Source organism: bacterium CG_4_10_14_0_2_um_filter_33_32, assembly GCA_002792735.1.
GTDB lineage: Bacteria > Patescibacteriota > CPR2_A > CG2-30-33-46 > CG2-30-33-46 > CG2-30-33-46.
Genome location: PFOW01000006.1, coordinates 1 through 23598, shown reverse-complemented (window position 1 = coordinate 23598; position 23598 = coordinate 1). Strand labels below are relative to the sequence as shown.

The following is a 23598-nucleotide window of genomic DNA, read 5'->3' as shown; positions in this document are numbered from 1 at the left end:
AGTTTGTGAACCGCCGCCTTGCGGCGGGAAAATTGGCGATTGATTTCAAAAATCCGTGGAATTATCTTGCCGAAATGCCCACTGAAGCGAGGGGCGAAGCCCCGAGCGAAGCTCGGCAATCAGTCGGGATTTTGTTCAAAATGAGTTCTGACTTTTTCCAACAAACACCACCAAATCTCTCTTCAGAGAATTTTTTATGATATGATATATTCAATGATAAATAATTTTAGGAGAACCTAATGGAAAAAAATTGTGTTATTTGCAAAGAGAATGAATTAACGAATGTAAAGATAGGAGATATAGAAGTTGGATATTGTGAAAAATGCCATGGGTATTGGTTTGAAGCAGGTGAATTGAGAAAAGTAAAAGACGAGAAACTCGAAAATGCTAAGTGGCTTGATTTTGATTTATGGAAAGATTTTTCTCATCTTAAAGCCATTGAAAGCAGTAAAAGGTGCCCTAAAGACAATGTAAATTTGTACACGCTCAATTATAGTGACTCAGATATTAAGATTGATGCTTGTAAAGAATGTCATGGTATTTGGGTAGATAAAGGAGAATTTGAAAAAATCATAAATTATATAAAAGACAAATCTGACTCTGAGATTCTTCATAATTACGCAACTAATTACTTAAAGGAGTTAGAAGAAGTATTTACTGGGCCAGAGGGGTTTCGTTCAGAATTAAATGATTTTTTAGTTGTTGCTTCTATGTTCAAATATAAGTTTTTAGCCCAGCATCCAGAACTTTCAGAGTTTTTATTAAATCTCCCCCATTAATTAAGGAGGTAGGTGATGGAGAGACCAAAGGGACTTACTTTAATAATTTTTGCTGAGGTATTATATGCAGTATCTGCCTTTCTGAATTTTTTTTCGTTTTTTTTGATTTTGATATTATATATAATTTCCGATAAGAATAATCCATATTTATCTTTTGAAAATATAGGTACAGCAATTATAATATTTACTCTCGGCGTTTTAGCAGTGATTGGTGCTAAGGATGCTTGGGAATTAAAAAAAACGAGGATTATTTATCTTAGTTGGTATAAATATGTTCGGATTTGTTAGTAGTCTGTTTAGGCTATCTATGACTGATACTAAAATATTTATAGGTATTGGTTTGGATATAATTATTTTGTTTTACTTATTTCTAAAGAGAAAATCTTTTGTAAATTAATCTGGTTATTAAAGATTAATAATAAGCTAACCCCTTTTTATATAAGGGCTTTTTTTGTTGACAAGCTTATAGCTTGGAGTATAATTAATATAATATAGATCTTTAAAATAGAAGCATCAGGAGGTATTTATTGTGGGTTGCGTAATGATGAAAGAATTGCAAACAGAAAACCTTTCACAGATACGCGGAGAGGTTGCAAATACAATTATTAATAAACTAAGTATTGGAGATGAAGATATTAAAATCAATAGAGATAATGGTTTATCAGCAGCATTTAGTACATTAATTTTTGAAATCAAGCTTTTAATAACTGAATTTGCGACTAATGCGATAGAGCATGGAATAGATCCAAAGTATGTTATTAATGAAGAGAATGGGCAAGTAATGATAGCTTTTACTAATCTGAAGAAAAAGCATGAAGCTCAAAAAGTAAATGGAGAAGGCGGATACGGGATTATGCTAGCTCAAAGATTTCCGGAAATTTATCATCCCGAAGTCATAGCATTCAGTAAAAATGGTTTCTATGTGGTGATCTTAACCTATGATTCAACTAAAGTTAAAGATTATTTATTGAGAGCATGTATTTAATTTTAAACGATCTTTCTAAACTAGCAGAACCTTCCTTAAAGGCTTAGTACTTGACTTATTGCTCTAAAAGAAGTATAATGTGCTGATTTTAAAGATAAAGCTATAGAATACAAGAACGGAAGCAATTAGTAAGATAAGTCGTACATTAATAAGTCAATCACCACAGAGGAGAGGTGTTTAAAATGACATCGTACGATGGTAAAGATATAACTAAGATCAGAAAGCAAGTTATAGAAATGGTTTTTGCACTTTTAGGAGAAGCATATCCAGACAATGAAGGACTTTTTGATCAAATGAGGATGGAGATCGGATTGCCGGTTTCAGAGCTTGCCGCTAATGCGGTTGAGCATGGAGAGAATGCACAATATGAAATTTCTGAAAAACCGGAATGTATTCTCTTGGTAGTACAGAATCAAAGAATGAAAAATGAAGAAAAAAAGGAAGAAGGATTAGGTGGCAGAGGCATATTTCTCTGTGAAGAATATCCAGAAATAGCCAAGCCAAACATAAAAACAAAAGTAACAGAAGACTACTATGAAGTAGACATTGAGTTTAACCTCGCGACTATCCGCACCAATATTGCACAATTAACAAAAGCCGTTTAACTATCAAACTTTTACTCTCAATCCCCCCCCCAGAATTTTAATAAAACCCATCGCTATTAACCCCTCGTATCAACATCTCGTCACAACCACAAGAGGTATAAGTTTTTGCCTCTTTTCCCTTGCCCAAATTTTATAAATAAGATCATTTTAAAATAGATAATTTTTTGTTAGAATATACATATGAAAGTACAAATAGAAAAACTTCCAGCAAGTAAAATTAAGTTAAATATAGAGGTATCTTCAGATATTGTTGACCAATATATAGATAAAGCTTATATTGAAGTATCAAAACATCTTAAGATTCCCGGTTTTAGACCGGGTCATATACCAAAAAATATTGTTGAACAGAAAGCCGGCTCCAGAGTTATTCACGATGAGGCGGTAAGGCTTTTAATTCCTTATGCATATGTTGAAGCTATAGGCCAAGAGAAAATACTGGCAATTGGAAGGCCAGAGATTTCAGTAAAGAAATTTGCGCCTAATAATCCGGCAGAATTTGAAGCTATTGTTCCTGTAGTTCCGGAAGTTAAATTGGGTGATTATAAAAAAGTTAAGGTAGAGAGGAAGGATGTTAATATTGAGAGCCTTGAAGTAGAAGAAATGCTAAAGAATTTACAGAAAAGAGAATCTATATTAAAACCAAAAGAAGGTTCGATTGAAGAAGGTGATTGGGCTGAAATTGATTTCGATGGCCATAAAAAAGGTATTTTGCTTGAGAAATTGAAAAGCAGAAATCATCCATTAATAGTTGGAGAAAAAGTTTTTATGCCGGAATTTGAACAGAATCTAATTGGTCTTAAGGCAGGGGATGAGAAGGAATTTGATGTACAGTTTCCGCCAGAGCATTTTGAGAAAGATATTGCGGGAGAAAATATACATTTTAAAATAAAGATCCATATGGTTCAGGAGATTAAGCTGCCCGAATTAGATGACGAATTTGCCAAAAGGATTTCTGGAGGTGCGGAAAAAGATCTTGAAGGATTAAAAAAGGATATAGAAAACGCCCTATTCAAGCAGAAGACCCACGAAGAAAGAAATAGAGTTGAGCAAGAGGTCATCAAACAATTGAATAATTATGCCGAAATTGATATACCTCATATATTAATTGATGATGAAGTAAAGCAGATGAAAAAAGATCTAGAAAGCAGATTAAGTACCCAAGGATTAAAAATTTCCCGATATATTGAGTATTTAGGTAAAACAGAGGAACAATTTGATCAGGAATTAAGGGAAGGGGCTAAAGAAAGAATCAAGACCGGTCTTGTTCTTAATAAAATAGCAGAAGTAGAAAATATTGATGTATCAGATCAGGAAACTGATGAGGAAATAAAGAAAACCAGGTCAGAATCAGAGGAAAAACTTAGTGAAGAAGCTAAAAAGAAACTTCAATCGGAAGAAATGAGAAGATATATAAAAACCGTTCTAAAAAATAGAAAAACTTTAGATAAATTAATTGATTACGCAACAGCTTAAATAAATATAGAGGAGAATAATATGAGTAAATCAGATAAAATTATCAGCCAGCTTGTTCCAATGGTTATTGAAAAATCACAATTTGGTGAGCGTGCTTATGATATATTTTCCAGACTTTTAAAGGACAGAATTATTTTTGTAGGCACTCCGATTAATGATGATATAGCTAATTTAGTGATAGCACAGCTATTATTTTTAACTGGTGAGAATGAAGATAAAGATATAAAATTATATGTTAACAGTCCTGGTGGTATTGTAACCGCTGGTTTGGCAATTTATGATACTATGCAATATGTTAAAGCTGATATATCAACAATATGCGTTGGTCAGGCTGCCTCGGCTGCGGCTTTATTGTTAGCAGCTGGCAAAGACGGTAAAAGATTTTCCTTGCCAAATGCCAGAATAATGATTCATCAAATAATGGGCGGGGCTCAAGGCCAGGCAACAGATGTTGAAATTCAAACCAAAGAAATGCTTAGAATGAAACAGCAGACTAACGCTATTTTGGCTAAACACACAAAGCAATCTTTGTCTAAAATTGAAAAAGATACCGATAGAGACTTTTTTATGTCACCCGAAGAAGCTAAGAAATACGGTTTAATAGACAAGATAATTTAGTAAAAAGGAAGAAAATTATGACAATAGAAGAAATTTATAAGCTAGCTGTAAAAATGGGTGTTGAAGCTGATCCTAGGGACAAGGATGCAATTCAGAAAATATTAGATAAAACAAAAAAAGAATACGAAAAGCTTGATAAAGAAGAAAAGCAAGAATTTGATACAGAAAAATTAAATAACCCCTTTGGAGATACCAGAATTTTAACTGGCGATCTCAAAAAGAACATTCGTACTGTTATGAGCGGTATTGATATTGAACCGGCTGGTATTTTGCTTGCCGATAGATTAAATGAAAAAGGTGAAAATATTGATCTTATTATTTCACATCATCCAGAAGGAGTAGCGCTTGCTAATTTAGCTTTAGTTATGGGCGTTCAGGCTGATTTATCGCATAAATTTGGCGTTCCGATTAATGTTGCTGAAGGTCTTATGGCAAAGAGAATCGCAGAAGTAGCAAGAGGCATTAACCCTATTAATCATAATGAAGCTGTTGATATGGCAAAAATCTTAGGTCTGGCTTTTATGTGTACTCATACTATTGCTGATAATTTAGTTTATAAATTTATTCAGGATAAAATGGATAAAGATAAGCCAGAAACAGTTGATGATGTAATAAAAATTATAAAGGGCATTCCTGAATATAAAGAAGCTTTAAAGATAAACGCCGGACCAATGATTTTTGCAGGTTCAGGCGATAGAAGGGCAGGTAAGGTAGCCGCATTGGGATTTACCGGCGGTACCTCTGGTCCTAAAGAGATATATGAGAGACTCTCTAATGCCGGAGTCGGCACTGTTATCGCAATGCATATAAAGGAAGATGAACGAACAGAGGCCGAAAAATATAATATCAACATAGTTATTGCAGGCCATATTGCGTCTGATTCTCTTGGAATGAATATTTTTTTGGATAAGCTTGAAGAAAAGGGTATAAAAATCATTCCAATGGGCGGCTTTATAAGGATATCCAGGAATAAAAATAAATAAATAAATTACTTATGGGACGTATCGCAAATCTTCAAGGTCTTATAAAGAGAAACCAAGGAATTTATGTAACTAATCCTATCAATATTTTATATTTGACAAATTTTAAGGATTTTGACGATAAGCAAGGCCGAGTCTTTATTAATAAAGACTCGGTCTTTTTAATTTTCGATACCAGGGAAAAAGGTCAAATACCGAGTATTTATAAGGATATAAACATTGTAATTACTGGTAGTTTTAAGGACGATCTAGAAAAGATTATTAAAAAAGAAAAAAATAAAGAAATTTTAGTTGAATCAAAGAATATTTCGCTTCATGAATTTGATTTTTTTAAAGACCTACAAGAATGCATTTTATTAGGTAAAGCCAAAATTCCACCCCAGGGGTGTACACGATTGTACACCCCTGGGGTGGGTGGAACTATTAAGATCAAAAAGACTGTGGATTTAATTGAAAAATTAAGAGAAATAAAAGATCAAGAAGAGGTTAAAAATATCAAAAAAGCTTGCTTACTTACTGATAAAACTTTTGAATACGTAAAGAAAAAAATCAAAGTCGGTTTTACTGAAAAAGAAACGGAATATTTAATCCAGGATTTTATAAGAAGAAATGGCGGAGATTTATCTTTTGATACTATAATTGCCTCTGGACCAAATTCAGCCAATATCCATCACAAGCCCGCAGACAGAAAAATCAAAAAAGGTGATCCTGTAATGCTGGATTTTGGCGCAAAAATCAATTATTACATGTCTGATATAACCAGAATGCTTTTTATAGGAGAAGCAAAGCCATTTTTCAAAAAAATATATTCAATTGTTTTAAAGGCGCAAAAGCTTGCAATCAAAGATTTAAAAAATGGAGACAGGGACAGTAAGCGAATTGATGCTATAGCCAGAAATGTTATTGACAGAGAAGGATACGCGAACAATTTTTCTCATAGTTTAGGTCATTCATTTGGTTTAGAAATTCATGAAAATCCTCGTCTCAATCCAAAATCAGAAGACAAGCTGGTTCAAGGTAATATTGTCACTGTTGAGCCGGGTATTTATATTGAAGGCAAAGGTGGGATTAGAATAGAAGACGATATTTTAATAAAAGAAAAGGGAGTTGAAATCCTAACAAAATCACCCAAAGAACTAAGGAATATGGTGATAAAATAGAAAAATATATTATGCGTAAAATGTTTGAGAGTTGCATATACGTATGAAAAAAATCAAAATAGATTCGTATTTTGAAAATATGCTTTTGGAGGTGAGAGAATATGTGCGATCATGGTTTGCTTCCTGCCGGCTTCCCTTTTTCTCCTTTTTGGTCTAAACCGATTGTTACTCAAGAAGAATTAGCTGACGCAAGACAAGATATGGGAGAAGCCATTCAAGAATTAAATACATTGTTGGAACTTATAAAAGATGATCCGCGTTTGCGTCCGACAGATTTAGAAATAGTTAAGTATCGTAACTGTTTATTTGATGGAAAAATGCACTCATTGGAAGATACAAACTTAGCATTTGGCGGTATAACAATTGAGAAGATTCAAGAAATTGAAACGAAAATTACTGATATAATTTGTTCAATTTTTAATACCGGAGGTGAAAGATGTGTGTTATGATTTTCCGTCAGAGGTGATTGGTATTTTCCCTGATTCTTATGAGGAAACAACAGGGCAAACAGCAGAAAACAAAAAGTTGAACCAGTTTAAGGTTAATATCGTGGATTATGAAGGAGAACGACTTTTTGAGTTAGATGGAGTTATGTTTGATAGAATCAATGTTTATTTGTTTGCCGCCGAAGAATACCGACTTTTAGATGGTCAGATTTCAATTATTAGAGACGGACAGGTTTTTGATAAAACAACAAGGATAGGCGGCTATCGTGATGGTATATGTTTTTGTGGTTTTAAAAAGCTATTAAGCCAAAACAATGCTTCACACAATGTAACTGAGGATATATATCCTGAGGATTGTCAGATCGGGGACATTATTGTTATAGAAATTGAAAACTTTGACTTTGAAAAATACTTACATATATGTGCACGTGAATATACGGTATGGGATGAGATATTTCAAAGTGACGTCGGTAGGACTAGGAGCTATGAAGAAAATAAAGAACTTGTGGTAAAAGTAGCTGCTGATTTAGATGAGCAATCAGTAACTAATGTAGTTTATTTTATTAGAAATAAGCCAAACCGCACCCATACTCGACGTTTTAGAACCCCCCAGGAGTAAATTACATAATATAACCTATAGCTATCACTCTGATAGCTTTTTCCATTGGTCATAATTTTATTTTTATGTTAAATTAAATTGCTGGCGTTTTTTGAAAATTTTTTGAAAAAGGTGAATAGATTGGATTCTAGAATAGAAGCATTTGCGAAAGTCCTTGTACATCATTCAGTGGAAGCAAAAACCGGAGAAAATATACTTATACACTATGACAACAATGAATGTACGCCCCTTATTGAAGCTGTTTATAAAGAGGTTTTATCTGTTGGTGCATATCCTGCTTGTCTTGCCCAGTTATCTAGCTTAGAGCATATTCTGATGGATTCGGGCAATAAGGCTCAAATTAACAACAAACCGGATTTGACGCTATATGCTTATAAGCAAAGCCAAAAATGTATCGGCATATACGGAGGAAAAAACCATTCAGATATTAATCCTGATAATTTTGATCTTAGAAGGAAGGCTGTTATTTCTGTAGCTCGTTTTAGGCTTGATAATCGCAGATGGGTAGCTTGTTACTATCCAACAGAACTTTTGGCAGAAATGGCCGATATGAATTTGTTGGATTATCAAGATTTTGTTTTCAATGCTGTTATGCAGGATTGGCCTAAAATAGAGCAAGACCTTGATAAAATTAAAAGTATTTTTGATAACAAAAAAGGTATTAAAATTATCGGTAAAAATACGGATATAACATTCAGTCTCGAGAACAGATTAGGACTAAAGTGTTTTGGCAAACGTAATATGCCTGATGGTGAATTATGCTTCGCCCCCATAGAAAATTCAATGAATGGTCTTTTTGCACCCAGCTGGCCAATTGAAATAGGTGGTAAATATGTAGAGCGAGCTGAGCTTACAATCAAGAACGGTGAAATTATTCATACTAGAGCTAGGTATAATCTAGATACACTCAATACGGCATTAAAAACAGATCAAGGATCAAAAGTTATAGGGGAATTCGGTATCGGATTTAACAAAGGTATTACTGATTTTACCTACAACACTCTTTTTGATGAAAAAATATTTGGTACTGTTCATTTTGCTTTTGGAAGTTCCATAGATGGCACTGGCGGTACAAATAAATCATTAATTCATGAAGACATGGTTATAGACTTGAGACAATCCGGCGAAATATACGTTGATAATGAGATCGTTTTTAAAAACGGTAAATATCTTGACTTAGAATAGCATTAATAAATATTTATAAATAACAATTACACCACAAGCGGAATTTCCGCTTTTTTATATAAAAAAACACCGATTTTTATGTTAGGTTTTGGCTTGGTGTAGACCAAGAGATTTTGTTTTTTATTACAGCGGACTTAATTTAGGATTTGAGAATGATATATTTGTTTGTTTTATATAGTTTTTGTGCATTGGGGAAAACTTTTCTCGGATTGCCCTCAAGGAAGCTACCGTAAATCCAAATAATAAGTGTTCCAGTGGAGATGGATGGAATAAGCATCTTTTGATCTTCGTTCCAATCAGCTTGTTTGATGGTTGAAGTTTTTTTATCAGAAACCATTATTGTTCGCAGGGGGTGTGATTCGCCATATCGCCCATTTAATACATTGTTAAATCGCGCATTACCAGGTTGATACATTTCGAATCCGCATTCGTCGCATTCAAAAATTGTTTCTGATTCATCGTCGGGTCTTACAACGCTGTTGCAGTGATAGCCTGATTTAAAGAATCCATATTCTGGATATTCGCCCACATGGGGACACGGTATAGATTTTACATTCAGTATTTGTTTAGCTAAATCTTCTCTGACAAGGATAAGTTCTTTTTGCCCTGCAGGATATCTCCAAGAGGCAAAAACTTCCCCCTTTTTGATAAATGTTATCAGATTATTCCTCCCAATCAATTTGGGGAATAAACCGCCCTTCCAAACCTGAATATTCATTCATAATCACTCCTTTTCCTGAATAATTTTAAAATCTTCCTAAAGGATACAATAGGTTTCAAGATGAATTTTTGGACATATTTTTTAATTTTTCTTCAAAGGATTTTTTCATTTCCATAATTTCTTTTCTTAGATCGAGATTTTGCATCATTATTGATCCGAATAGTACTACAGCACTAGTACCCATAAAGTAATCCCACTTACTAAGTAGAAGATCAATTATTGCTATAATTGTAGTAATTGTAACCAGTGGTCTAATATACTTGATTGAGACTTCATTGGTGAATTTATCAGCAGCCTCTATCCCTTTTTCAATCTTTGCAAAAAATCCATTTTTTCCATCAGAATTTTTCGATTTTGCTTGGGATCTTCGTAATAGTTCATCAGGAAATTCAATCATTTCTCTGAGTTCACTAAAACTATGTATTTTAATCAATGTTTTAAAAAATAATAAAGTGCGTATCTCAATTTCCATACTTTGGATTCCATTAATTTCTCTTACCCATATATTAATCCATATTTTACTTTCGTTTATATTCTTTCTAGCTTTTATCCTTAGCGTATATGTACTTTCTCCTAGATCATTTACTTTGGTTTTTTCAATTATTAAGCAGGTACACCAACCATTTTGCTCTAAAAGTTCTGGAATATTCTTGGAGATATTATTAATCACTTGTATCACTTCCTTATCTTTTCGTTATTAGTAGTTTCTAATTATTGGGTGCCATATAGATTCAAATATATCGCAAAACTGAATATCGATTTCCTTTCTGGGAATAAGTTGAAAGAATCGTCTATTATACGATTTGTAAATCCATAATCCTGTTGGTTCTTCTCGGTCGTCTTTTATGAGGAGAATAGCGACATTTTCTGGAGAATTACAGCTAAGATCATCAACCAGCAATACAATTGATGCATATTGAGACCCGAATATAATATTATTTATATCTCCATCGGATGAATATACATATATTGGATGAGTATGTATTCCAAGCATTATGGGATTGTCTTTATCGATTGCTTCACCATAATCAAATACTTTATCTTCTGTACCTTGTTCAATAATATATCTGATATTTTTACTATTAGTGTAAAATCTAGCTCCCCATTCTGTTTTTGTCTCTTTTGTCTTCTTCAGAAGTGTTCCACAAAGTCCCGATATTATTGTAGGAAAAATTATGCCTTTTGGGATCTCTGTGATTCTAGTTAGACTCAAGCTTAGTCTTGATAGATGCTCTAAGGGTGTTTGCCACCCATTATCTATCTCGTTTAGTTGTATCTTATCTGGAAATTTATGTCCTGTTGTCACATGTATCATCTCCTTCTCGTAAGGTATGTTACAGGGTATGTTGTTATGTCAAAGATCAAGTAGTTTATGTTAAGTTTTCTTCTTCAAAAAATCAATAGTTTTATCAAGACGAGCAATTGTAAATTTTTCTAGTAAAAGTAGTATTTAGCCGACTAATTTTTTAAAGATAACTAAATTGGTCACAACAATAACTATTGACAGTTATATTAATTTTAATTATATTTAAAACAAATATCGGAAATTCGTGACACAATTGGCATATAAAAAAATTAAATAATTGTGTAAAATTGTTATTAAAACTCTAACAGAGGAGAAATTATTTTTATGTATTCAAATTCACTGAACAAGAGACGATTTTTTAAAACTACATCAGAAGTTCTTCCTCTGCCTAATTTAGTTGAGGTTCAGCTAAATTCTTATAGGTGGTTTATTAAAGAAGGATTAAAGGAACTTCTAGATGAAATTTCTCCCATAGAGGATGCCAGCAAAAAACTTCAGCTTGAGATAGGCGATTATTATCTTGACGATCCTAAGTATCCTGAAGAAGTGGCAAAAGATAAAAATATTACCTTTGAATCACCGCTTCGTTGCCAGGTAACCCTAAAAAGCAAAGAAACAAACGAAACTCTTTCTTCGCAGGAAGTATTTTTAGGTGATTTTCCTTTAATGACAGAAAGAGGAACATTTATTATAAACGGTATTGAGCGAGTTATTGTCTCCCAGTTGGTTAGATCTTCGGGAGTCTTTTTTGTTTCAGAACTTGTTGGCGATCAGGAATTGTTTGGCGGGAAAATTATTCCAAATAGGGGAGCATGGCTAGAGTTTGAGACATCCAATAAGGATGTTATTTCTGTAAAAATAGATAGAAAGAGAAAAATTCCTGTAACTTCATTAATTAGAATTTTTGGCGCGGTAACTGATGAAGAAATATATGATCTTTTTAAAGATGTAAACACAGACAAAGAAAGAGATTATATAAAAGCTTCTTTGGAGAAAGATCCTTCAAAGACTCAAGATGAAGCTTTTATAGAAATTTATAAAAGAATAAGGTCAGGCGATTTAGCTACCGTAGATAGCGCAAGGTCATTGATTGAAGCCATGTTTTTTGATTTTAGAAGATATGATTTAGGCAGGGTGGGTAGGTACAAATTAGATAAAAGATTAAATATTAAAACACCAAACGATCAAGAGCATAGAGTTTTATCCTTGAATGATTTGGTTTCTATCATCAAAGAAGTAATTCGTTTAAACAACGGCTTCGGACAATCTGACGATATTGATCATTTAGGTAACAGAAGAGTTAAAACAGTTGGTGAATTGGTTCAAGCAAGCTTTAGAAAAGGGCTTTTAAGGATGGAAAGGATTGCAAGGGATAGATTAAGTATTGCTGAAATAAAATCATTGACCCCAGCCCAGCTTATAAACGTTCGTCCTGTTGTTGCGGCTGTCAGAGAATTTTTTGCCTCATCTCAACTTTCCCAATTTATGGATCAAACCAACCCATTAAGCGAATTAGCTCATAAAAGAAGATTATCAGCAATGGGACCTGGCGGTTTATCCAGGGAAAGAGCCGGATTTGAAGTTAGAGATGTTCACACAACGCACTATGGCCGTATTTGTCCGATTGAAACCCCAGAAGGACCAAATATTGGTTTGGTAAACTCGTTAGCTTCTTATGCAAGAGTTAATGAGTATGGTTTTATTGAATCACCTTATAGGAAAGTTTTACAAAAAATTGACGGTAATGACGAAAAATTGTTAATTGAAAAAACTACAAAAGAGGATGTTCTTGATCCTAAGGGCAAGAAAGTTATAAGTTCCGGCACAAAGATAACAAAAGAAATAGCTTCAAAAATAAAAAAATCCGGTGCTGTAGAAGTTTCTATAAAGCCGGTCGTAACCGATGAGGTCAATTATTTGAATGCTATAGACGAAGAAAGAGTTGTTATTGCTCAGGCAAGCGTAGATTTAGATGAAAATAATTATTTTGTAGAAGAAAGAATACCAGTTAGAAGTCATGGAGAGCCGGATATTAGACCCATAGAGGAAGTATCATACATGGATATTGCTCCTAAGCAGATTGTGAGTATAACTGCAGCCCTAATTCCATTTTTAGAACACGATGATGCAGGGCGAGCAATGATGGGATCAAATATGCAAAGACAAGCTGTTCCTCTCGTTAAGCCAAACTCTCCAATTGTAGGTACAGGAATAGAAGCAAAAATTGCCAGAGATTCGGGTTATCTGCTTATTGCCAAAAAAGCGGGTAAGATTACATCTGTAACTGGCGATAAGATTACTATATTGGAGAAAGACGGCAACATAAGCGAATATAAGCTGAAAAAGTTCGAAAGATCAAATCAGGCACTTGCCATAACTCATCGCGCAATTGTAAATAAAGGTCAGGAAGTTGATGAGGGTGATGTTTTAGCTGATAGTTCTTCAACCCAGGATGGTGAATTGGCTTTAGGTCAAAATATTCTAGTTGCCTTTATGCCTTGGAATGGCGGTAATTTTGAAGATGCTATTTTAATTTCTGAGCGTCTGGTAAAGAAAGATATGTATAGCTCTATTCATGTAGAAGATTTCGTGATAGACGTTCGAGATACAAAACTTGGTCCGGAAATTATTACTAGAGATATTCCAAATGTTGGAGAAGAAGCATTAAAAAATTTGGATGAGGACGGAATTATAAGAGTTGGGGCAGAAATTAATGCTTTGGACATTTTAGTAGGTAAGATTACTCCAAAAGGTGAAACAGAATTAAGTGTGGAAGAAAGACTTTTAAGGGCGATATTCGGTGAAAAAGCCAGAGATGTTAAAGATACTTCACTAAGGTCACCTCACGGTGAAAATGGTAAGGTTGTATCTATAAAAACCTTTAGCCGTGATAAAGGAGATGAATTACCTGCAGGAGTAATAAAGAGAATTCAGGTTAGTGTTGCTCAGATGAGAAAAGTTTCTGCTGGAGACAAATTAGCTGGTCGGCATGGTAATAAAGGAGTTATTTCTAGGGTGTTGCCAGAAGAAGATATGCCATTTTTGCCTGATGGCACTCCTGTTGATATAGTTTTAAATCCATTAGGCGTTACTTCCCGTATGAACATTGGCCAAATTTTAGAAACTCACCTAGGAGCTGCAGCTAGTAAGTTAGGATATAAAGTCGCAACCCCTGTTTTTGATGGTGTATCTTGGGAAGAAATAAAGGATGAATTAGAAAAAGCCGATCTTGCAAGAGACGGTAAAACTGAGCTTTATGATGGCCGAAGTGGTGAAATGTTTGATAGAAGAGTAACCGTTGGTTGTATATATATTATGAAACTTATTCACTTAGTTGAAGACAAGATTCATGCTAGATCTACAGGTCCTTACTCTTTAGTCACTCAGCAGCCATTAGGAGGAAAGGCTATGTTTGGAGGTCAGAGATTCGGAGAAATGGAAGTATGGGCATTGGAGGCTTATGGTTCAGCGTATACTTTACGAGAAATGATTACTGTAAAATCTGACGACGTTTTGGGAAGATCAAAAACCTATGAATCAATAATCAAAGGTGAAGAAATTAAGGAACCTTCAACTCCAGAATCGTTTAATGTATTAATTAAGGAATTGCAGGGATTAGCATTAGATGTTGATCTTATTGAACAGGAGAAAAAGCCAGAAGAAGCTGAAAGTGTTGCTAACGAAGGAGGAGAGGCTGCGGTAGAGACAAAAGATGCGGGGGAAGAATCTAAAAAAGAGAAATCTGTAGAAACCAAAGAAACTAAAAGCAAAGAAAAGATAACAAAAAGCGAAAAAGCAGAGTAAATTTAATCTATATATTGAGAGGTAAAATGGAATATAAGAAAGAAAGAAATTTATCAAATGTAGAGTTTGATGCAATCAGACTAAAGTTAGCATCGCCTGAGACTATTATGTCTTGGTCTTATGGTGAAGTTACAAAGCCTGAAACCATAAACTACAGAACCCAGAAGCCTGAAAAAGACGGTTTATTTTCTGAAAGCATTTTTGGTCCAACTAAAGACTGGGAATGTTATTGCGGAAAGTATAAACGAGTAAGGTACAAAGGTGTAATCTGCGATAAGTGCGGTGTTGAAGTAACAAGATCAATCGTAAGACGAAGCAGAATGGGGCATATAACTTTAGCTGTGCCAGTTATCCACATTTGGTATCTTAGGGGAACAGCATCGCGAATTGGTTTAATTCTTAATCTTTCCATCAAAGACCTCGAACAAATTGTTTATTTTGCTAATTACGTTATTACAGAAGTTGATAATGAGAGTAGAAAAATAGCAATCGAGCAATTAGAAGCTGATTTAAAAGAGAAAAAGAACGAAGAAAAAATAAATTATGATAAAAAACAGGCTGAACTGAAAAAAGAGTTAGATAAAATTCTAAAAGAAGGTAAAGGCTCAAAAACTGAAGCAAAACAAAAATTTGATAAAGATGTAAAAAGATTAGACAAAGATTTGCAGGAAGAAGTTCAAAGATTGGAAGAAGCTAGGAAATCAGCACATGATGAATTAAAAGGGTTATCCCCGCTATCTCTAATTTCAGAAATGAAATATAGAGAACTTTCAATGAAATATGGCAATGTGTTTAAAGCAGGTATTGGAGCTGAAGCCGTTAATAAATTACTAACAAATATCGATTTAGATAAGCTATGCAAGGAACTCCGTGAAGAATCAGCTGAAAGTACCGGCCAAAAGAAGAAAAAATCCTTAAAAAGACTTGAATTTACAGAAAGCTTGCGCGCGGCCAATATAAGACCCGAATGGATGATAATTTCGGTACTTCCGGTAATTCCTCCGGATTTAAGACCAATGGTTCAATTAGACGGCGGAAGATTTGCTGCATCGGATTTAAATGATCTATATAGAAGGGTTATTAATAGAAATAATCGACTTAAAAAACTCATAGAGCTTGGAGCTCCTGAGGTTATCCAAAGAAATGAAAAAAGAATGCTTCAGGAAGCCGTTGACGCTCTAATAGATAATAATATTAGAAGAGAAAAAGTTGTCTCTCAGGCTGGAGCAAAGAGAAAGCTTAAATCATTATCAGATATTTTGAAAGGTAAACAAGGCAGATTTAGGCAAAATCTTCTTGGTAAAAGAGTGGATTATTCAGGTAGAAGCGTTATTGTTGTTGGTCCAAATCTTGAGATGGATCAATGCGGATTACCTAAAAAAATGGCTCTTGAATTATTCAAGCCATTCATAATCTCAAGGCTTATTAGAGATGGTTTAGCTCATAATGTTAAAAGCGCTAATAGAATGATTGAGCAGGTTAAGTCTGAGGTTTGGGATATTTTAGAAGAAATTACTCGAGAAAGATATGTTTTATTAAACAGGGCGCCAACCCTTCATCGTTTAGGAATACAGGCTTTTAACCCTGTTTTGATTGAAGGTAAAGCTATACAAATTCATCCATTAGTTACAACAGCATTTAATGCTGACTTTGACGGTGATCAAATGGCAGTTCATCTACCGCTTTCCCAAAATGCCCAAGATGAAGCAAAAAATATAATGGTATCTTCTCAGAACCTATTAAAGCCTTCTGCCGGAGAGCCGATTGTTTCTCCTACACAAGATATGATTTTAGGGTGTTATTATCTTACAGTAGAACAGGAAGGGGTAGGTGGTGAAGGAAAGATTTTTTCAGGTATTGATGAGGCAACGATGGCTTATATTGGAGGATCCCTAAATCTTCATGCGAAGGTTAAAATTAAATATAATAATCAGGTTTTTGATACAACTCTAGGAAGAGTGATATTTAATGAACTATTACCAGATAAAATTGGTTTTAAGAATGAAGCTATGAATAAGAAGAATCTGAAAAAAGTAGTTGCTGAGACTTTTGATAAATGCGGCAAGGTAGATACTGTAAAATTAGTTGACGGATTAAAAAAAATTGGCTTTGAGTGGGCAACAAAATCTGGTACTACTTTTTCTGTAGCTGATATGCATATACCAAAAGCCAAAGAGAAGATTATTGAAGAAGCAGAAGAAAAAACCAATGAGATAGAATCTCATTTCAGAAAAGGTCTATTAACTAATGATGAAAGATATGCCAAAGTTATTGATTTGTGGACTCATGTCAAAAGCCAAGTTACAGCTGCAATGCTTGGAGAAATGCCAACTACAAGTTCTGTTTATCTTATGACTGCTTCTGGAGCAAGGGGTAATGAAGAAAATATTACTCAGATGGCTGGCATGAAGGGCTTGGTGGCAAACCCAGCAGGAAAAACTATAGAGCTGCCTATTAAAGCTAATTTCAAAGAGGGCTTTACAGTTCTTGAATACTTTATTGCAACTCATGGAGCCAGAAAAGGTAAATCAGATACAGCCCTTAGGACATCAGATTCAGGCTACTTAACTCGTCGTTTAGTTGATGTTGCCCAAGATGTGATAGTAACCGAAGATGACTGTAGAGATACTGAAGGTTTGCTGGTTACTAAAGAAGAATCCGCAGAAATGGGAGAATCTTTATCTAACAGAATAGTAGGCAGATATACCGCTGAATCCGTAAAAGACTCAAAAGGAGTAGTTATTGTGAGTGTTAATCAGGAAATAACTGAAAGTATCGCTAAAACCATAGAAGAAAATGAGGATATTGATAGGTTAAAAATAAGATCAGTCCTTTCATGCAAAACTCCTTGGGGCGTTTGTCAAAAATGTTATGGTAGAGATTTAGCAACAGGAAAAACCATTCAACTTGGAGAAGCTGTTGGTGTTATAGCAGCTCAAAGTATTGGTGAGCCTGGCACTCAGCTTACAATGCGAACTTTTCACATCGGCGGAGTTGCGTCAGAAGACATTACACAGGGCTTGCCAAGAGTTGAAGAATTATTTGAAGCTAGAATCTCTCATGCTCAAGCAGTGATTTCTGAAATTGCCGGACTTGTTGATGTTGAAGAAGAAGAAAACGATAAAACTATTAAAATTATATCTGAAGAGATACCAACGGATAAGTATGCTATTCAGGATAATTTCAAAGTTATCGTTAAAGACGGTCAGAGGGTTGAGGCTGGTGAGGCTATCGCCAAATCAAAAGATGAGAAAAGTTTTATTAAGACAAAATCAGCAGGTAAAGTTAAAATAGAAGAAAATGAGATAATAGTGACACGGCTTGAAGGACAAACAAATGAATATAAAGTTCCGAGATTTTCAACATTAAGAGTAAAAAAAGGCGAGAGAGTTGAAATTGGCGCTCAATTAACCGAAGGAAGTATTAACTTATTCGACTTGCAGAAGCTTTCAGGATTAAGAGCAGTTCAAAGATATATTATCAAAGAAGTACAGCAGATTTATGCATCTCAGGGTCAATCAATTAACGACAAACATTGCGAAACTATAGTTAAACAGATGTTTTCGAAAGTTAGGATAAAGACGAGCGGTGATTCAGAATATCTACCAGGTGAGGTAATAGAAAAGTATAAGTTTGATGTTGTAAATCAGATATTAAGAAAAGAAAGTAAAAGGACAGCTACAGGTGAAATTTTGTTGATGGGTATCACAAGGGCTTCACTAAATACAGAAAGCTTCTTATCGGCTGCATCGTTTCAGGAAACAACCCGTGAGCTAATAAAAGCTGCAACAACAGGAAAGATTGATGAGTTAAGAGGTCTTAAGGAAAATGTTATAATTGGTAAGCTTATACCCGCAGGAACCGGGTTTAAAAAAGAGCGCGTTGATAGATATCTGGCAAGAGTTAGAGCAGGTTTAACATAAGATTTCAGATTAAAAGTATTGAAAAAATAACAGAAAAGGTATAGATTATAAAAGTTAAGATACAAAATAGGAAGGATATTTACAGAATAAATGCCAACAATTAATCAGTTAATTAGAAAAAGAAGAAAAAGTGTAGCGAAAAAGACTAAAGTCCCAGCTTTAGTTAGCACTTTTAATGCTTTGAAAAATAGACAGAAAAAGCTAAAAAAAGGTTCACCTCAAAAAAGAGGCGTGGCTATAAAAGTTTCTACCACAACACCAAAAAAGCCGAATTCAGCTTTAAGAAAGATAGCTAGAGTAAGATTAACCAATGGGATGGAAGTTACTGCTTACATACCAGGAATTGGTCATAATCTTCAGGAACATTCCATAGTTTTAATTAGGGGTGGGAGAGTTAAGGATCTTCCGGGGGTTCGATATCATGTTGTAAGGGGCTCTCTTGATACCGCTGGAGTTACAGATAGGAAAAAGGGTCGTTCGAAGTACGGAACTAAAAAAGGTAAACAATAAGCATTAAGGAAGGAAAGATAAAAAGTGGCAAGAGGAAAGCTAAAAGTAAAAAAAAGAGAAATCAGACCTGACGAGAAATATAAAAGAACAGATATTTCGAAATTTATTAATAAGATGATGCTTCGTGGTCAGAAAAGTACCGCTAGGATATTACTCTATAAAACATTTGAAATAGTAGAGAAAAATACCAAAAAGGACCCATTAGAAGTTTATGATCAGGCAATGAGAAATATTTCGCCTATACTGGAAGTAAGGCCTAAAAGAATCGGAGGAGCAGCATATCAGATTCCAGTTGAGGTATCATTTAAAAGAAAGCAACACTTAGCATTTAAGTGGATGATTACAGCTGCTAGAACCAGGAAAGGCAAGTCATTTAGCGAAAAATTAGCCGAAGAGATCATCGATGCTTATAATTCAACGGGCGGCGCGTTTAAGAAAAAAGAAGATACGCACAGAATGGCAGAAGCCAATAAGGCTTTGGCATATTTAGCAAAAATGAAATAGATCAGTAAACGGTTAGTAGAAAGCAAATAGCAAAAAAAAGACCTTCAATTGAAAGTCTGAGGTTTTTGTATTTAGTAATTAGAGTAGAAAAGTTTTGTCTAAGATTTTAAGTAGGATTTTGTTTTTTACACTCTCTGCAAGATGATTGTCCTGGGTATTTTTATATATGAATGCCCAAAGTTTTCCTTGGAATTCTTTTTTGGAATATATTCCTTTATTATTATTCTGGAGAAAATATTCCAGCGCTTGTCTTGTTATAAGCCATAGACCTGACCATTCATCTGTAAAGGAATAGATCGGTGTAGTTAATTTGATCAGTAAATGTTTACTTAGAAGATTTATGGTTTTTAGAAATATGTCATCATCCATATCCAGGAGATACTTTTGATCGAAGGATAAAAGAATAATATCAGCTTGTGTTTCTGATAGTGCTTTTTCTAAATCTTTTCCGAAGCCATTTCTGTTTTCTGCAGTAACTATTTTAATTGTTGAATCAATGCTTGCTGCTCCATATTTGGAGACAACCACTATTTCGTTTACCATTTGTAAGGTTTCTATATTATTCCTGATTTTTAGCATTTCGTCCTGAGTTATAAATAATTTTCCAGGAATATAAATAAATGCTGCTTTAGGTTTTTGGTTTCCCAAGATGCATCCCTCCTTTTTAATGAGCAAGTCAGGTTATTGTACCGCAATCTTTGTTAATATCAAAGTTTATGTTGATTTACAAGGTTTTGCAATATCGCTATAAATAGTTTTTAATTGTTCTATTATAGTTCTTTGATTAAGGGGGTAATATATTGTGAACCAACCTACAGATCAAGTAGGATTTAGTTTAGACAGTGAAGAAATATATAAAGTAAGGGAAGCTATAACTGATTTATACAAAGATGATACAGATAGAATAGAGAAGCTTAGAAATTTATTATTTTCCGGTCAATACGAAGAGAACATTAAACAGTCTGATTTATTCAATAATACTCATCTTGATAATTCACAAATAGAGTGGGCAAAAGGATGTTTTGCTATTTATTGCTCGATTATTGAAGAAAACGGTCAGCAGAATTGGCTATTAGAGAATTTTGATGCCAATATCCGTCTTTCGTCATTATTAAGAAGGTTATTGTTAGGATTAGAGCCTCAAAGTGAACCAAAGTGTCTGAATAATCATATTTGGTCTCATTGTGATGTTTGCAGAGATTCAGATTGTCCGCTTATCAGTAAAGAAATTAAATTATTAAGTAAAGTAAATTTTTTGATAAATGAGATAAATTCTATGAGTCTGCGGTTAGTGAAGGAATTAGAATCTGTTATTCAGGAATTAAGCAATGATAGAGACTTAGTATCGAAAGGGGACGGGATTAATGAGTAAAATAGCGCTTGTTTGTCCGGGTCAAGGCGGTCAATTTAAAGGAATGGTTCAACATACAATAGACGAGTTAAAAAAGATTAGATCTCTAAAAAGATTCTTTGATGCGGGCCCGTATTGCTCACCTCTTTTCTGTATGCTCAATTCTTTTAAGTCGATAATGGGTTATGATCCAATAGAAGCTAGTAATGATGAAGAAAAATTAAGTCAGACTTTATATTTACAGCCTTTAATCTTTCTTACCACAGCCATGGTACTTGGAGCTCTTCGTGAAATTAATGAGCCAAAAAATGGATGTCCGTTACCTGATGAGAAAGTTGACACACCCAAGTTTGATTTTCGCTATATCTTAGGGCATTCTTTGGGAGAGTTTTCCGCTATTTTCGGAGCAGGTTTTCTAGATTTTGAAACCGTTCTAAGGCTAGTTAAACACAGGGCAGAGTTTATGTATGAAGTAAGCACGGGCGAAGGTCAGGGCATGTGGGCTATTTTGGGCAAAGATCTAAATGTACAGGCAATAGAAGATGAACTAAGATCAACTAGCACGTTATCAATAGCAAATTACAACAGCCATGATCAAGTTGTGATAAGCGGTCTTGAAGATACATTTATGGAATACAGAGAAAGAATAATGGTGATAGAAGGAGTTAACAAAATAAGAAGGTTGGGAGTTTCTGGCGCATTTCATTCAAGCCTTATGAATGATGCTGCGTCACAGTTTAGGAACAATCTTGACGATACTTACTTGAAGTGGGGTAGAGCCTCCATTTTCTATGTTCTCAATTATTGGAACCCCGAAGCTGTTTTGTGTAGCGATCCTGTTTACCTGAGTATGCTAGGCCAAATGACAGCTCCTGTACGATTTCAACAAATGATTGAGTACACATTGCAACAAGATGTTGATACATTTATTGAACTTTCTCCGGGCAAGACCCTGACTAATTCTATTAAAAAATAGCCGATAAGGCGAATAGAGATATTACGGTTATAAATGCAGATAACTTTATAGAATTTTTGTCAGATACAGAGAAGGGAGAGGCTATCTAAGTATGATACTCGTTATGATAAATAAGGGTCGCAAAATATTATCAAATATAAGGAAAAACATATTACGCGAATTGTCTATCGATCTTTTGATAACTATATTCTTTGTGTTGATTTTATCGCCTGTAGTTATTTTTTTCTCCGTATGTATGTCAATTATCCTAGTTATTGGAGTTAATCCACTTCCATTGATAATAAAACCAGTCTTTGAATCTTTCTATGTATCTGGTATTGGAATAACTGGTTTTGTAATTTGTATGTTGATTAATTTATATTTACCGGATAATAGATGCTAGTGGAGAGACCCCTCTGGTTACGTTTCAAGGTTTACGAAAAGATTCTAGAGGTAGTGCTAACTTCCACTACTGCCCTTTTTAACTATTGACAGGAAAGACAATTTAGTGTAAAGTATGGAACATGTTCATTCAAATTTATTTGATACAGAGGTGGTAAGATTGGCAGCTTTAAACGCATCAACAGTAAGACCAGCTTCTAATAATAAAACCAAAAACGAAGCCTTAGAAGTTATTAATTTATTAGATCAAACATATGAAAGTATTTTTTGCTTTGATGCTATTGAATTTCTATACAACGCTGGATGGCTTTGTGATCGAATCTTAGAGGTATTGATAAAAGAGGGATTCAATGGTTTAGTAATTAAACAATTTAAAGCAAGGTATGAATGCTATCCATTTTTGAATCTAATATCCCAAGGACACATTTATTTTATTCGCGATGTGATTTTCCATTATATAAATACAGGTTATGTTTTAAGAGAAGAAGTTTTAACTCTTGTTGAGAGTGGATTAATCGAGATTTTAAACGGAAATAATGGATATGTAAGGAGTAGGTACTCGAGCATTAATGATCTAAAAGAAGCGAAAAGAACACTAGAGGATATAAAAAAAGGATTACTACAAATAAAAGTATCAGGATATATACTATAACAACACACTACAGGAGTACTCAATTCATAGGAGAATTTGCTCCTTTTTTTATTTGATTTATAATTATTATTCAGGTTTAAATATTAGAATACAATGGAAAAATCTAAAGGTTTTACGTTAATTGTATTACTTATTGGAATATTAATTATTGCTGTATTAATTAGTTTAACAGTAAGCAAAACAAATATTGTTTCAAGGGGTGATTATGAACCCAGGAATGTTAAGCGCAAGGCTGATACAACTCAGATTAGGTCAGCTATAGAATCATGGAAAGTCAATGGTGGAGAAATAATAGCTCCAATTACTAATACAACCTATGATATAACTAAAGATGATTTGGAAAATATTGGATCTCCTTTTAACAAAGCGGATAATAATGGCAAAAAGCCAAGTGATTATTTGTCTGGTTCCAGTTATCCTGAAGATCCTCAATCAGACAATAGTAATTCTTATTATTACCGTATTACAATTAGAATCAATGGTACTTATCAGATCAAAAGAGACGATTCTGACCCAACACCATCCGATAATGTGACTGATAAAGATGTTCCGCCAATCGAAGGATAACAGTGTCTAAAAAACCTGAATAAGTTACGAAACATTTGAGACTCCTGCAAATA

Annotated in this window: 24 protein-coding genes; 20 read left to right on the top strand and 4 right to left on the bottom strand. The window is 34.2% G+C overall.

Features of this window, described 5'->3' with window-relative positions; translation table 11 throughout:
• The first annotated feature begins 5 nt into the window (after positions 1-5).
• From COX95_00305 to COX95_00250, 12 genes are all read left to right on the top strand, one after another.
• The gene (locus tag COX95_00305; protein PIZ86679.1) at positions 6-200 is read left to right on the top strand and encodes a hypothetical protein; all 195 of its coding nucleotides are present in this window, start codon (positions 6-8) and stop codon (positions 198-200) included.
• Between the two features lie 39 nt (positions 201-239).
• Positions 240-779, top strand: coding sequence for a hypothetical protein (locus COX95_00300; GenBank protein PIZ86678.1), 540 nt, complete (start codon positions 240-242; stop codon positions 777-779).
• 15 nt (positions 780-794) lie between these two features.
• Positions 795-1067, top strand: coding sequence for a hypothetical protein (locus COX95_00295; GenBank protein ID PIZ86677.1), 273 nt, complete (start codon positions 795-797; stop codon positions 1065-1067).
• A gap of 253 nt (positions 1068-1320) precedes the next feature.
• The gene (locus tag COX95_00290; GenBank protein PIZ86676.1) at positions 1321-1764 is read left to right on the top strand and encodes a hypothetical protein; all 444 of its coding nucleotides are present in this window, start codon (positions 1321-1323) and stop codon (positions 1762-1764) included.
• A gap of 182 nt (positions 1765-1946) precedes the next feature.
• Positions 1947-2369, top strand: a complete 423-nt coding sequence (locus COX95_00285) for a hypothetical protein (protein ID PIZ86675.1) — start codon at positions 1947-1949, stop codon at positions 2367-2369.
• A 180-nt stretch (positions 2370-2549) separates the two neighbouring features.
• Positions 2550-3842, top strand: a complete 1293-nt coding sequence (tig, locus tag COX95_00280; protein ID PIZ86674.1) for a trigger factor — start codon at positions 2550-2552, stop codon at positions 3840-3842.
• 21 nt (positions 3843-3863) lie between these two features.
• Entirely contained in the window at positions 3864-4460 is a 597-nt protein-coding gene (locus COX95_00275; protein ID PIZ86673.1) for an ATP-dependent Clp protease proteolytic subunit, read from the top strand.
• A gap of 17 nt (positions 4461-4477) precedes the next feature.
• Entirely contained in the window at positions 4478-5443 is a 966-nt protein-coding gene (locus COX95_00270) for an NGG1p interacting factor NIF3 (GenBank protein ID PIZ86672.1), read from the top strand.
• 11 nt (positions 5444-5454) lie between these two features.
• Positions 5455-6600, top strand: coding sequence for a Xaa-Pro dipeptidase (locus COX95_00265; protein ID PIZ86671.1), 1146 nt, complete (start codon positions 5455-5457; stop codon positions 6598-6600).
• 101 nt (positions 6601-6701) lie between these two features.
• The gene (locus tag COX95_00260) at positions 6702-7049 is read left to right on the top strand and encodes a hypothetical protein (GenBank protein PIZ86670.1); all 348 of its coding nucleotides are present in this window, start codon (positions 6702-6704) and stop codon (positions 7047-7049) included.
• Positions 7039-7665: a hypothetical protein gene (locus COX95_00255; GenBank protein PIZ86669.1), complete on the top strand. Its 627-nt coding sequence runs from the start codon at positions 7039-7041 to the stop codon at positions 7663-7665. The genes COX95_00260 and COX95_00255 overlap by 11 nt, the downstream gene beginning before the upstream one ends.
• 72 nt (positions 7666-7737) lie before the next feature.
• Positions 7738-8850: a hypothetical protein gene (locus COX95_00250; GenBank protein PIZ86668.1), complete on the top strand. Its 1113-nt coding sequence runs from the start codon at positions 7738-7740 to the stop codon at positions 8848-8850.
• A 139-nt stretch (positions 8851-8989) separates the two neighbouring features.
• On the opposite strand, the gene COX95_00245 is transcribed toward COX95_00250, so the two are convergent.
• From COX95_00245 to COX95_00235, 3 genes are read right to left on the bottom strand one after another with little or no spacing between them, the layout of a single operon-like run.
• Positions 8990-9568 (bottom strand): hypothetical protein, encoded by a 579-nt coding sequence (locus COX95_00245; protein PIZ86667.1) that lies wholly within the window; start codon positions 9566-9568, stop codon positions 8990-8992.
• 58 nt (positions 9569-9626) lie between these two features.
• Positions 9627-10241, bottom strand: a complete 615-nt coding sequence (locus COX95_00240; protein PIZ86666.1) for a hypothetical protein — start codon at positions 10239-10241, stop codon at positions 9627-9629.
• 27 nt (positions 10242-10268) lie between these two features.
• Complete coding sequence (locus tag COX95_00235) at positions 10269-10877, bottom strand: hypothetical protein (GenBank protein ID PIZ86665.1); 609 nt, start codon at positions 10875-10877, stop codon at positions 10269-10271.
• A gap of 324 nt (positions 10878-11201) precedes the next feature.
• Between COX95_00235 and COX95_00230 the strand changes: the two genes are divergently transcribed.
• The 4 genes from COX95_00230 (at position 11202) to COX95_00215 (ending at position 19618) form a co-directional block, all read left to right on the top strand.
• On the top strand, positions 11202-14681 hold the full coding sequence (locus COX95_00230) for a DNA-directed RNA polymerase subunit beta (GenBank protein PIZ86664.1): 3480 nt from the start codon (positions 11202-11204) through the stop codon (positions 14679-14681).
• Positions 14682-14707: 26 nt separating this feature from the next.
• The gene (gene rpoC, locus COX95_00225) at positions 14708-18604 is read left to right on the top strand and encodes a DNA-directed RNA polymerase subunit beta' (protein PIZ86663.1); all 3897 of its coding nucleotides are present in this window, start codon (positions 14708-14710) and stop codon (positions 18602-18604) included.
• A 90-nt stretch (positions 18605-18694) separates the two neighbouring features.
• Positions 18695-19114, top strand: coding sequence for a 30S ribosomal protein S12 (locus COX95_00220; GenBank protein ID PIZ86662.1), 420 nt, complete (start codon positions 18695-18697; stop codon positions 19112-19114).
• Positions 19115-19138: 24 nt separating this feature from the next.
• Positions 19139-19618, top strand: a complete 480-nt coding sequence (locus COX95_00215) for a 30S ribosomal protein S7 (GenBank protein ID PIZ86661.1) — start codon at positions 19139-19141, stop codon at positions 19616-19618.
• A 78-nt stretch (positions 19619-19696) separates the two neighbouring features.
• Here COX95_00215 and COX95_00210 read toward each other — a convergent pair whose 3' ends face one another.
• Entirely contained in the window at positions 19697-20266 is a 570-nt protein-coding gene (locus tag COX95_00210) for a hypothetical protein (protein PIZ86660.1), read from the bottom strand.
• Positions 20267-20420: 154 nt separating this feature from the next.
• On the opposite strand from COX95_00210, the gene COX95_00205 reads away from it, so the two are divergent.
• The 4 genes from COX95_00205 to COX95_00190 all read left to right on the top strand — a co-directional run bounded on the left by COX95_00205 (position 20421) and on the right by COX95_00190 (position 23545).
• Positions 20421-20990: a hypothetical protein gene (locus COX95_00205; protein ID PIZ86659.1), complete on the top strand. Its 570-nt coding sequence runs from the start codon at positions 20421-20423 to the stop codon at positions 20988-20990.
• Positions 20983-21945, top strand: a complete 963-nt coding sequence (locus COX95_00200; protein PIZ86658.1) for a hypothetical protein — start codon at positions 20983-20985, stop codon at positions 21943-21945. The genes COX95_00205 and COX95_00200 overlap by 8 nt, the downstream gene beginning before the upstream one ends.
• Positions 21946-22441: 496 nt before the next feature.
• Positions 22442-22978: a hypothetical protein gene (locus tag COX95_00195; GenBank protein PIZ86657.1), complete on the top strand. Its 537-nt coding sequence runs from the start codon at positions 22442-22444 to the stop codon at positions 22976-22978.
• Positions 22979-23071: 93 nt separating this feature from the next.
• Complete coding sequence (locus tag COX95_00190; GenBank protein ID PIZ86656.1) at positions 23072-23545, top strand: hypothetical protein; 474 nt, start codon at positions 23072-23074, stop codon at positions 23543-23545.
• The last annotated feature ends 53 nt before the right edge of the window (positions 23546-23598 follow it).